This is a genomic window from Dyella sp. AD56, assembly GCF_002878475.1.
In the GTDB taxonomy this organism is placed as follows: domain Bacteria; phylum Pseudomonadota; class Gammaproteobacteria; order Xanthomonadales; family Rhodanobacteraceae; genus Dyella.
In genome coordinates, this window is record NZ_NRDP01000006.1 from 77748 (window position 1) to 89350 (window position 11603).

Sequence of the window (11603 nt, forward strand, 5' to 3'; positions counted from 1 at the left end):
TTACTTGGCGCTGCCGCCGAAGCTGTACTTGGCTTCCAGGTAAATCGCGCGGCCGTACACGTTGTAGTTGTCCGTGTTGTAGGGCTGGTTGGACGTGCCCAGATAGCTGTCGTCCTTGGGCGGCATCTTGTTGAACACGTTGTTGACCAGCAGCGAGATACCCAGACTCCTGATCGGGTTATAGGTCACGCTTGCGTTGGACACGATCCACGGTGGCAACTTGCCCGTACCCGGAGCCTCGTAGCTGTTAAGCGTCGTGGCGAGGTAGTTGGGCGTGCTGCCGTAGCGATTGACGTACCACGTAGCACTCCAATCACCCTTGGACCACGTCAGCGAGGCATTGGCCTTCGACTTGAAGTCCGTGCTGTAGAACGGCTCGCGCAGCGCGTCGTGCTTCGGGTCGATGACGAAGTCCTGCGTGGTGTGCTTGAGCAGATCCGAGTACGACATGGCCAACGCCAACTGACCAAACGCGCCCACCGGCTGCACGTAGCTGAAGTTCGCCGTGATGGCGTTGACCTGCTCGTTGGCCAGATTGAGCTTGGGCGTATTGATGCTGATGATCTGGCCAAGCAGGCCGTCCTTGCCGGGACCACGGGTAATCAGGCTGAACGCCTGCGCGCACGTTCCCGACTTGGGGTCCAGTGCTCCCGTGTCGCACAGGTACTCGGTCTTGGACAGCTTGTCCGGATCCACCTGCGTCACTTCGTTGTTGATGTTCCAGTGCAGGTAATCGACGCTCACCGACATGCGCTCGATCGGCGCCCACACGAAGCCGTAGCTCCATACCTTGGCGGTAATGGGCTGAAGCTGGGTGTTGCCTTCCGTGAACCCCTTGTACTGCGTGAGGTCGTACGGCACCGGACACTTTTGGGGAGCCACGGACGGACCAAAACCCTGGCGTGCGCAGTTGAGGTAGTCAGTGACCGAGTTGTAGACGGAGCTGGGACCCTGGAATTCATCGGCCAGCGTCGGCACCTTGAAGGCGGAACCATAGCGACCGCGCAAGAGCAGGGTCTCGATGGGGCGATACTCCAGGCCAACATTGAACGTTGTGTGGTCCACGGTCTGGTTGTCGACGTTGTAGGCGTCGTAACGCGAGGACAGGTCCATGGTCAGCTGTTCGAGCAACGGCAAGCGCAACTCGGCCGTGGTGGCAAAGCGCGAGCGATGACCAGCGCCCGGCGTTGCACTGGTGCCGTACACGTAGTTGTCCGTATTGCCGTTAACGTCCGTGATGGTTTGCAGCAGGCGCGGATCGGGCGTGGAAGACCAGCCCTGGTTACCACCTTCCATCACCACGGCAAGACCGGCATCGCCGCCACCCAAGCGGAACAGCGACTGGTCGGTCAGCTGGCCGCGGATCATGTTGTCCCAAGTCTTCGCGTACGAGGTCGTATAGCCGGTGAAGCCACGGAAATCAGCCGGGGACGCTGGGCTGTAGAGCGCAGCGTAGTTTGGCGTGAACACCGGGTAGCCACCGTACGTGCCCTGCTGGTGACCCATGACTTTATTGGCGAAGTACGATTCGATCGGACCAGTGAAGCGCGCGAAGTTGCGATTCGTCAGCTGATCGTCCGAGTGGGTGAAGCCCAGGTCGTAATCCCAGTTCGACTGACCGATGGTGCCCTTGCCACCCAAGGTCAGCATGTACGAGCTCTCGTACTGATGGTCCATGATGTTCGAGAAGCCGCCGACTTCCTCAGGCGTGAAGGCGTGCTGCAACAGCATCAGGTCGTTGCGATTGGGATCCCAGAAATAGCCGGCGGTGCTGCCCGCCGTAGCTACGCTGGTGCCCCAGAACGTGGTGTTGCTGCCTGACGTGTAGCTCTGCTCCTCGTAGTTGTAGAGCAGATCGCCGTACAGCTGCAGGTTGTCGTTAACGTCGAACGTCGAGTGTGTGTAGAGGTTCGCCGTCTTGTCTTTGTTGGCCAGCGTGGCGTAGCCGGCGCTGTACTGCGAGCCGCAGTAATACCCCTTGCCCTGGCGGAACTGCTTCGTTTCGGTGCCGCCGTAGCCCGCCGACACGCCCGCGCAGTTGTTGGGATCAAGGAAGACGTACTTACCGGTCGAACCACTCAATGCGAGGTAGTCACGCGAAGCCGTAGGCGGTGTGGTGCCTTCGGTGAAGTACTGCTTGGTCAGATCGCGATCGTAGGCCCAGATCGGCTTCTTCTGTTCGTACTGCACACCAATCATGGTGTGGAAACGGCCGAAGTCGAAGCTGTCGGCGAAGCTGATGCGCTGACTCTGTCCGCCGCCTTCACTGAAGCCGCCGACACGCAAGTCAATCACAGGGGCATCCACGTGCTTCTTCAGCACAATGTTGACCACGCCTGCGATTGCATCCGAACCGTACAGCGATGACTGGCCACCCGGCAGGACGTCGATGTGATCGACCATCTCCATCGGGATGTTGCTCAGGTTGTTGAAGATATCGCTGCCGTTGTACAGGCCCGGGAAGTCACCCATGGGCCGGCCGTCGATCAGGTACTTGGTGAAGCCCACCGGCAGGCCGAACATGCTCAGCGTCTGCGCGCCCGTGGTGAAGGAGTTGTTGTCCTGCGGGCCTGCCACGCTACCGGTGGCGAAGGAGGCTTGCTGCAACGCCTCGGCAACCGTGCTGAAGCCACGTGCCTTCATGTCTTCGGCGGTGATGCTGATGACCGGCTGTGCCGTTTCCACCTGCGACTGCGGAATCAGCGAGCCAGTCACCGTAACGGTATCGAGCTTCTTGGCCTTTTTTGCCGCGTCGTCGTCCTGCGTGTTGCTTTGCGACGAAGTAGCCGTGTCTTGCGGCATGAGCGCGTTGGAAGCGGCGTCGGTAGCCGCGGCTGCCGCGGACGCACAGCCGAGCGCCAAGGCCGCCAGGACGGCGACCGTGAGTTTGGACTTCAACATCTTTGTCTCCCCTACATTCTGTAGTCAGTCGTCGCGCCGTCCCCCGGCGCGGGCTGTAACAGGAACGTCGACAAGTTGTTGCCCTCCCTGAGGCACGAACTTGCCGGTTACCTCCATGTTCCTGTCGACGCAATGTGTAGCACAAACTTTTCCTTCACAAACACACCACATCTTGCGTCGCAAATTCATGCGAGGCACTTTGAAAAGCTGGGAAAGAGAATTCTTATTCTTCACGGACTTTTACGCGCCGGAAGCCGAAGCGAACGAAAGATATTTCGATCGTTTGGATGTCCGAATAAGCTTACGTAAAGCTTACGAAATGGAAGGAGGTGCGTCAGATCAGCCGTTCGGCTTCCAACTCGCTCTTCAGATAGGCGTAGTAGATCGGCGCGGCAATAAGCCCGGCGAGCCCGAACGCCGCTTCCATCAGCAGCATCGCCACCAGCAGCTCCCACGCGCGTGCACGGATCTGGCTGCCCACGATGCGTGCATTGAGGAAGTACTCGAGCTTGTGGATGAGGATGAGGAAACCCAGCGCAGCCACGCCAACGCCCAGCGATACCGACAAGCCGGCGATGGTGATCGCGGTGTTGGAGATCAGGTTGCCGATCACCGGCAGCAGGCCGGCGATAAAGGTGATTACCACCAGGGTCTTCGCCAGCGGTACGTGGATATCCATCAACGGCAGCACACCCAGCAGGAAGATGGCGGTGAACGCGGTGTTGAGCAGCGAGATCTTGATCTGCGCAAACACGATGTTGTGGAACGCCTCCGCCAGCCGCTGCGCACGCAGGCCAAGTGCGGAAGCCAGCGGGCCGACCTGATGCGCCGGCCGCGTGCGGCTCAATGCCACGATGGCGCCCAGCACCATACCGATAAGGATATGCACGAACACACGTGCCGCTTCCTTGCCGATGGTCTGCAGGCTCACCGAATGCTTGCGGGTGAGCTCCAACGCCATGATGCGCAGGTCGTCCACGCTATCTGGCAACCAGCCGACCACGGTGGCTGGTAACTGCTCGCGCGCCTTCTCCACCAGGGGCATCAACTGCTGTTGCCAGAGCAGTTCGGGGTTGCCGATCTCGTTGCGCAGAAAACTCACCGCGCTGAGGATCAACAGCACCAGCAGGCCGACCACGATGGTGCCGAGCAAGGCCACCACCAGCACACGGGCGCGATCGCTCGGAACCCGCTTGCCCAGCAAGGGCGCGGTGGACTGCACCAGTTCGTAAACCAGCAGGCCCGCGAATAGCGCCGGCAGCAACCGAAGGCCCAACACCAGGACCAAGGCAATGCCCGCCAGCACGTAGCTGGTGATGCGGATGGCCGGCGACGGCGCTGTGGGAATCGAGGCAGGTTCCATGCAAATTCATGCGGATAGGGTGGTCGGAGTCTGTCAGCAGCGCATGACAGCCGCCAGCCCCGCATCTCCTCTTCATCTTGCGGCGTTCACGACCCATACCAAGGCACGGAAACGCCTCTGTCGTAAACTTGTTCGATTCTGCGCGTCTTGTTTATCCGGGAATCCACTATGTCCGTACGTTTGCCGGCAGCTCTTGCTGCCTTGATCCTGCTTGCCGGTTGCGCCAGCACCGCGCCCACCAAGACGTCCGCCCCTGCCATCCCCGCAGCGCCCGTCGCCACCGCCCCGGGTGCCACGACGCCCGCTGACGACAACCTCAATGCGGTGGCCTGGAGCCAGACGGCGATCGAGCACGACCTGATCTATCTGCAGACCTACCGTGACGCACAGTCACACCTGCTCGCGGCCATGGCCGACAAGCAGTGGGACGCGCTGCCGAAGGACGACCGCGTCGCCCCGGCCAAAGGCCTGAAGCCTGCCGTGGTGCTCGACATCGATGAAACCGTGCTGGACAACTCGCCCTACCAAGCCCGACTGGTGAAGAGCGGTGGCGAGTACAACGAAGCCGACTGGGCCGCCTGGTGCAACGAGCAGCGCGCCCGTGCACTGCCCGGCGTGGTGGAGTTCACCCAGTTCGCTGCCCAGCACGGCATCGCGGTGATCTACATCTCCAACCGCGCCAAGGACCTCGATCAGGCCACGCTTGCCAACCTGCGCAAGCAAGGCCTGCCGGTGTCTGGGCCGGAAGCGTTCCTGGGCCTGGGCACCTTCGTTGAGGACTGCGAACAGATCGGTACCGAGAAGGGCTGCCGTCGCCAGCTGATCAGCCACAAATATCGCATTTTGATGCAATTTGGCGACCAGATCGGCGATTTTGTCACCGTACTCGCCAATAATGCCGAAGGCCGCCAGAAGGCCATGAAGCCTTATATGGACTGGATCGGCACTCGCTGGTTCGTGCTGCCCAACCCGACCTATGGCGCATGGGAGCCCGCTCTGTTTAATAATGACTACACGGCCCCACGCGACGAGCGTCGCCGCCAGAAGATTCAATCGCTGCGTACCGACTGACAGCTGGCAATTAAAAACAACAACTTACGCAGCATAAGCTAAAGCATTGCTTTAAGTTTAACGGGGAAGTAAGATCTCCCCCGCCAACACCTGCTGACCTTGATAATTCCGCAGGCAAGGCCATTTCCCTTCCGGCTCTGCCGGATTACCCCGTGAGGCCCACCGCCCGCGGGGTTTTCTTTTTGGCGCTCCCGCTCCCGACAGCCTGAACGGCCCCTGGTGAGCACTTGAGCAGCCTCTCATTCCCTGGCGCCGGCTCTTGTTCGTACAGAGCCGCGCCCCTTACGCTCCGCCGACCGCCCAGTGCAGGTCACCGGGCGCCAATCAAAGAGCCTGTTTAGTGTCTCCACGTAGCTCGCGTTGTTTTACCGAAAGCCCCCAGCGAGCCGTCCGTGGCGCTGCGCCTGACTGGCCGTCAGGTCAAGCCGCGGGCGGCTCGCTGGGGGCTTTCGGTAAACAACCCATTGGGCCGGGTCTGTTTGCGCGCAGGCCCGCGTCATCACTCAGTCGTGTATCGACATACACTCCTTCGCTCTTCCTTGGCCCGCGCGCAAACAGCTCCCGGCGCGAGCCACGTGGAGACACTAAACAGGCTCTAAGAGATCTCCATGCGTCGCTCATCCGTCTTCTACGCCGTTGGTGCGTTCATTGCCCTGCTGGTGCTGGCCACGGCAGCCGCTCTTTTCATGACCTCGCACAAGCCGGGGCCACCGCCCGTGGTCGTGGGCGGGGACACGCCAGAACAGTCCGTCCAGCAATCGCTGGCGCTGATCAAGGTCGGCGACTTCGCCGGCTTCTGGAAACACGCCCTGCCGCCGGCGGACTACGAAACGCTGCGCGCCGATTGGACCCGCCCCCGTCCTGACGACCATCCGCTGACGCCTGAAGACCGCGCGGACTTCGTCAAGAACATGCAGCAGCTCACCGAGCCGGACGCAGAAACCAAGCTCTACGCGGTGGCCAAGCCCAAGCTTGCCCAGTTGAAGGCGCAGTACCAGGACCAGGTGCCCGTGATGATCGGCATCTTTCAGGCCATTGCCGCCACCGGCGTATCGCAGAGCAAAGAGCTCACCAGCGTACAGAAGCAGCAGGCCACCGAGGTCATCAACGTACTGGCCCCGTGGGCGCAGACCGTGCCTTGGTTCGACCAGGCCCGCGCCAAGCAGGTCGTCGGTGTGGCGGTGGCCACCGCCCGCAAGCTGGACCTGAAAACGCCCGAGCAACTGAAGTCCATGGACTTCGACACAGCAATGCAGAAGTACAGCATCGGCTTTCTTGGCATCAAGCAGGCGCTAGCCATCTACGGACTGTCGATCGACGACACATTCGACTCGATCAAAATCACCACGGTGGAAAGCCGCAACGGGCATGCGCACGTCAAGATCGACTACACCCTGCTCGGCAAGCCGCTTTCCACGGAGTCGGACCTGATCCAGCAAGACGGCCGCTGGTATAGCCAGGACATGCTGCAGAACGTACGCGAAGCCCACGAGCGCCTGCTCGCCCCGCCTGCACCGGCCAGCAGCGCCCCCGCCCCGGCCAGCACGTCCGCACCGATCCAGGCAATGACGCCGGCACCCGCCGCCAAGCACTAAGCCGGCGACAGAACACCTTATTTACGATCGCTCCGGTAAAAGGCCGGGGCGATGCAGGGGCGTCGCCGGCCGCGGCCGCCCTATACATCGGCCCGAACAGGCCGGGTCACCCGTTACAATCAGGGAATGCTGAATATGTCGACCACGGACACCTCCGCCCGTAGCCGCGCGCCCTGGTGGTTCAACCTGGCCGGGCAGTTGCTCGAACCCTGGGTGCGTATCCGCCGCGATCCCGCCGAACCCGCCACCCTGCTCCAGGCCGGCGTACCGGTGTGCTACGTGATCGAGCGCGATGGCTTCTCCGATGCCCTGATCCTGGAGCGCGCCTGCCGCGAGGCCGGACTGCCCTCACCCATGCAGCCGCTGTCAGGCACGCGCCGCAAGCGCTCACTGTTTGCGCTGGCCCGCCGCGATGGTTGGCTGTTCGGCCGCAATCGCAAGCGCTCACCCAACGAAACCATGGGTCAACTGGTGCGCTCGCTGGAAGGCGAACCGGAACGCGACGTGCAGATCGTGCCCGTCTCCATCTACGTTGGCCGCGCGCCCACCCGCGAGTCGGGCTGGTTCAGCGTGCTGTTCTCGGAAAACTGGGTGGTGGTCGGCCGCTTCCGCCGCGTGCTCGCCCTGCTGCTCAACGGCCGCGACACGGTGGTGCATTTCTCCACGCCAGTCTCGCTGCGCACAGTGGTGAACGAAGCCGGCGACATCCGCCCGGAACGTCTCACCCGCAAGATCGCCCGCGTGCTCCGCACGCACTTCCGCCGTATCCGTGCGGCCGTGATCGGCCCCGACCTGTCGCATCGCCGCACCGTAGTGGACGCGGTGCTCAATGCCGAACCCGTGCGCGCCGCCATCACAGCCACCGCTGCGAAGGAAAACATCAGCCACGCCAAGGCGTGGCGTCGGGCGCACGACCTGGTGATGGAAATCGCCGCGGATTACTCGCACCCCGTGGTGCGCTCGGCTTCGTTCCTGCTGTCCAACTTCTGGAACAAGTTGTACGACGGCATCCATATGCATCACTTCGACAAAGCGCGCGCGGCTGCGCCCGGTCATGAAGTGGTGTACGTGCCCTGCCATCGCAGCCATGCGGACTACCTGCTGATGTCCTATCAGCTGCACATGTCCGGCGTGGTGGTGCCGCACATTGCCGCCGGTGTGAACCTCAATCTGCCGGTGATTGGCCCCATCCTGCGCCGCGGCGGCGCGTTCTTCCTGCGCCGCAGCTTCAAGGGCAACGCGTTGTATTCGGTGGTGTTCAACGAGTACGTGGCGCAGCTGATCGACCGCGGCGTGCCGATGGAATACTTCATCGAAGGCGGCCGCTCACGTACAGGCCGACTGCTCGCGCCGCGTGCCGGCATGTTGGCGATGACGGTGCGTGCCTTCCTGCGTGCGCCCCGCCGCCCGGTGCTGTTCCAGCCCGTGTACATCGGCTACGAGAAGTTGATGGAAGGCAAGAGCTACATCGGCGAACTCTCCGGCAAGACCAAGGAGAAGGAATCGCTGATCGGCCTGCTGCGCGGCCTGAAGGTGCTGCGCCAGCGCTATGGCCATGTGGCGCTGAATTTCGGCGAGCCGATCGAGCTCAATCCGATGCTCGACGCCGCCAGCCCCGATTGGCGCACCGACGATCCCGACGCCAAGCCCGAATGGCTCGGCCGCGTGGTGGACGATCTGGCCGACAAGATCCAGATCAACATCAACCGCGCCGCGGACGTGAACCCCATCAACCTGCTTGCGCTGGCACTGCTCGCCACACCCAAGCACGCGATGGCAGAGAACGATCTGCTCGCGCAATTGGAACTGACCAAGGCGCTGCTGGAAGAGCTGCCTTATTCGGACCGCATGACGCTCACGTCGATGGACCCGGCCGGCATCATCGCCTACGGCGAACAGATGGGCTGGATCCGCCGCGTACGCCACCCGCTGGGCGACGTGCTGGTCACCGAAGACGAGCAGGCGGTGTTGCTCAGCTACTTCCGCAACAACGTGCTGCACCTTACCGCCACCGCGGCATGGGTGGCCTCGTGCTTCCTCAATAACCGCCGCATGTCGCGCGCCTCCGTACTGCGCCTGGGTCGCATCATCTATCCGTTTATCCAGGGCGAACTGTTCCTGCCATGGGATGCGGACGGCTTCTGCCAGCAACTGCAATCCACCATTGATTTCTTCGTGCGTCGCGGCCTGCTCGAATCCACTGGCGAAGGCCGTGTACTGGAGCGTGGCCCTGGTCAGGACGATGCGGCCTTCCAGCTCAAGATCATCGCGCGCAGCCTGATCCAAGCCTTCGAGCGCTACTACATCACCATCGCCGCACTGGTGAAGAACGGTCCGCACACGCTGACCTCGGCGGAACTGGAAAACGCCTGCACGCTCACCGCGCAGCGCCTGAGCCTGCTCAACGAACTGTCCGCGCCGGAATTCTTCGACAAGGCGCTGTTCCGCGGCTTCATTCAGAAGCTGCGCGAAAACCGCATTGTGTGGACCGACGACGCCGGCAAGCTCGACTATGACAAGGCCTTGGAAGACATGGTGCGTGACGCGCGCGTCATCCTGGCCCGCGACGTGCGCCACTCCATCCTCAAGATCACCCCCGGCGGCGATGGCGAGAAGGAGCACGCAGAGAAGCCGCTCCCGCCCGACGCCACCAGCGAAGCGCTGCATGAGCGCCACGTGGCTGCCGAGCACCACGAGCATGCGCCGGTAGAAACCACCATGGTGGAAGAAAGCGTCGAAAGAGACACCGCCGCCAAGCACTAACGGAAAAGACCGGAGGGGTGACGAAAGTCACCCCTTCTGCCATGCGAAGCTCGCCTAAGATGGCCTCTCCACCCGGGGAGCTCATCATGACCAAGCGCGTTGCCTTCGCCATCGCCACAGCCCTAGCGCTGCCTGCCGCCATCGCGGCCGAACCCACCCAGGCCGCGCCGGATGTGACCGTGCTGCAATGCGCGCACCTGGTCGACACAGCGGCGGGCAAGATGCTCGGCGAAACCACGCTGGTCATCGAAGGCAAGCGGGTCAAAGAGATCAAGGCAGGCGAGGTCGACGTGACCTCCTACGCCAATGCTGCCAAGGCCGCCGGTGCCAACTTCAGCTACCACAAGATCAACGACGGCACCTGCCTGCCCGGCCTGATCGACTCGCACACACACCTCACCAGCGAAACCAGCCCCACTGGCTACACCGATCAATTCCGCTGGAACATCGCCGACTACGCCATCCGCTCCACCGTGTACGCAAAGCGCACGCTGCTGGCCGGCTTCACCACGGTGCGCAACGTGGGCGATCAGGACAACGAATCCATCGCCCTGCGCAATGCCATCAACGCCGGCATCGTGCCGGGTCCGCGCATCTTCACCGCGGGCAAGCCCATCGGCACCACCGGTGGCCACGCCGACCCGACCGACGGTTATCGCTCCGATCTGGCCGGCGATCCCGGCCCGAAGGACGGCATCATCAACAGCGCCGATGACGCCTACAAAGCCATCCGCCAGCACTACAAGGACGGAGTCGACGTCATCAAGATCATGCCCTCCGGCGGCGTGCTCGACGAAAGCAGCAGCGCCGACAACGCGCAGATGACTATCGAAGAAATCAAAGCCATCGTGAGCGCCGCGCACGATTACGGCTTCACCGTGGCCGCCCATGCACACGGCGCCGAAGCCATCCGCCGCGCCGTACTCGGCGGCGTCGACTCCATCGAGCACGGCACCTTCATGAACGACGAGGACATGAAGCTGATGAAGGAACATGGCACCTGGTACGTGCCCACCATCATCGCCGGCAAATACGTGCAGGAAATGGCCGCCAAACCCGGCTACTACCCGCCCCAGGTCGCCGCCAAGGCACTGCAGGTTGGACCCATAATCCAAGCCACGGCCGGCAAGGCCTACAAAGCCGGCGTGAAGATCGCCTTCGGCACCGACGCGGCCGTCTATCCGCACGGTCAGAACGCCAAGGAGTTCGAGTACATGGTCCAGGCCGGCATGCCCCCGATGTTCGTACTGCAGGCCGCCACCACCCATGCCGCCGAACTGCTGCACAAGCAAGATCAACTGGGCCAGATCGCCGTGGGCCGCGTTGCCGACATCATCGCCGTGCCTGGCAATCCACTCGATGACATCACGGTGATGCAGAAGGTGGGGTTCGTGATGAAGGATGGAGTGGTTTACAAGGCTGATGGCAGGCCAGTGATGTGACGCTGCGCTTGGCTCTCTTTTGCAGGGTGCGCGTACTTCGTAGCACTTCGCAACGCGCCGTGGCGGAGAGGACTTAAAGCAAGCTTCGCTACGCTCTCCGACCTCTAATGGAGAACTCGCCACGGAACGGCATCGTCTTTCTCTTCTGCCTTGGCTTTCAGCACTAGAGCAGCCTCAGCGCGACCTGCGAGTGCGATGTGCACCTCCGCTGCACGAGCCGTCCGCTTCCCACTTTTGACCATCGGGCCCCCTGTGCGGCGGTGAGGGGTGGACGAAAAGGCCCGCAGGGGGATCGGCAGGACGCCGATCCCTTTTCGCCAGGGCAGGAGGCCCTGTCGAAAAGCCCGGCCACCCCTCACGAACTGGCCGGCTTCACCGGCCAGCGCCAAGTGGGGGTGCCCTTCTCTTTGGTTACTTTCTCTTGGGCATGCAAGAGAAAGTGACCCGGCCTCCGGCAGGAGGTCGGAA

The 11603-nt window shown here is 62.5% G+C and carries 6 protein-coding genes; 4 read left to right on the forward strand and 2 right to left on the reverse strand.

Translation table 11 applies throughout. From position 1 onward, the window contains the following. Nucleotides 1–2901 (reverse strand): TonB-dependent receptor, encoded by a 2901-nt coding sequence (locus DyAD56_RS06070; protein ID WP_102301857.1) that lies wholly within the window; start codon nucleotides 2899–2901, stop codon nucleotides 1–3. Nucleotides 2902–3235: 334 nt separating this feature from the next. Beyond that, complete coding sequence (locus DyAD56_RS06075) at nucleotides 3236–4264, reverse strand: AI-2E family transporter (protein ID WP_102301858.1); 1029 nt, start codon at nucleotides 4262–4264, stop codon at nucleotides 3236–3238. Between the two features lie 168 nt (nucleotides 4265–4432). Between DyAD56_RS06075 and DyAD56_RS06080 the strand changes: the two genes are divergently transcribed. The 4 genes from DyAD56_RS06080 (at nucleotide 4433) to DyAD56_RS06095 (ending at nucleotide 11135) form a co-directional block, all read left to right on the forward strand. Continuing rightward, nucleotides 4433–5335, forward strand: coding sequence for an HAD family acid phosphatase (locus tag DyAD56_RS06080; RefSeq protein ID WP_102301859.1), 903 nt, complete (start codon nucleotides 4433–4435; stop codon nucleotides 5333–5335). Nucleotides 5336–5943: 608 nt separating this feature from the next. Continuing rightward, nucleotides 5944–6930, forward strand: coding sequence for a hypothetical protein (locus DyAD56_RS06085; protein ID WP_102301860.1), 987 nt, complete (start codon nucleotides 5944–5946; stop codon nucleotides 6928–6930). 135 nt (nucleotides 6931–7065) lie between these two features. Next, nucleotides 7066–9693: a glycerol-3-phosphate 1-O-acyltransferase PlsB gene (plsB, locus tag DyAD56_RS06090; RefSeq protein ID WP_102301861.1), complete on the forward strand. Its 2628-nt coding sequence runs from the start codon at nucleotides 7066–7068 to the stop codon at nucleotides 9691–9693. Nucleotides 9694–9779: 86 nt separating this feature from the next. Next, the gene (locus DyAD56_RS06095) at nucleotides 9780–11135 is read left to right on the forward strand and encodes an amidohydrolase family protein (protein ID WP_199178896.1); all 1356 of its coding nucleotides are present in this window, start codon (nucleotides 9780–9782) and stop codon (nucleotides 11133–11135) included. The last annotated feature ends 468 nt before the right edge of the window (nucleotides 11136–11603 follow it).

Bases quoted from the DNA above. Each gene is read 5' to 3' on its own strand.
- plsB (WP_102301861.1), top strand. From the start codon at position 7,066: ATGTCGACCACGGACACCTCCGCCCGTAGCCGCGCGCCCTGGTGGTTC.
- DyAD56_RS06070 (WP_102301857.1), bottom strand. From the start codon at position 2,901: ATGTTGAAGTCCAAACTCACGGTCGCCGTCCTGGCGGCCTTGGCGCTC.
- DyAD56_RS06095 (WP_199178896.1), top strand. From the start codon at position 9,780: ATGACCAAGCGCGTTGCCTTCGCCATCGCCACAGCCCTAGCGCTGCCT.
- DyAD56_RS06085 (WP_102301860.1), top strand. From the start codon at position 5,944: ATGCGTCGCTCATCCGTCTTCTACGCCGTTGGTGCGTTCATTGCCCTG.
- DyAD56_RS06080 (WP_102301859.1), top strand. From the start codon at position 4,433: ATGTCCGTACGTTTGCCGGCAGCTCTTGCTGCCTTGATCCTGCTTGCC.
- DyAD56_RS06075 (WP_102301858.1), bottom strand. From the start codon at position 4,264: ATGGAACCTGCCTCGATTCCCACAGCGCCGTCGCCGGCCATCCGCATC.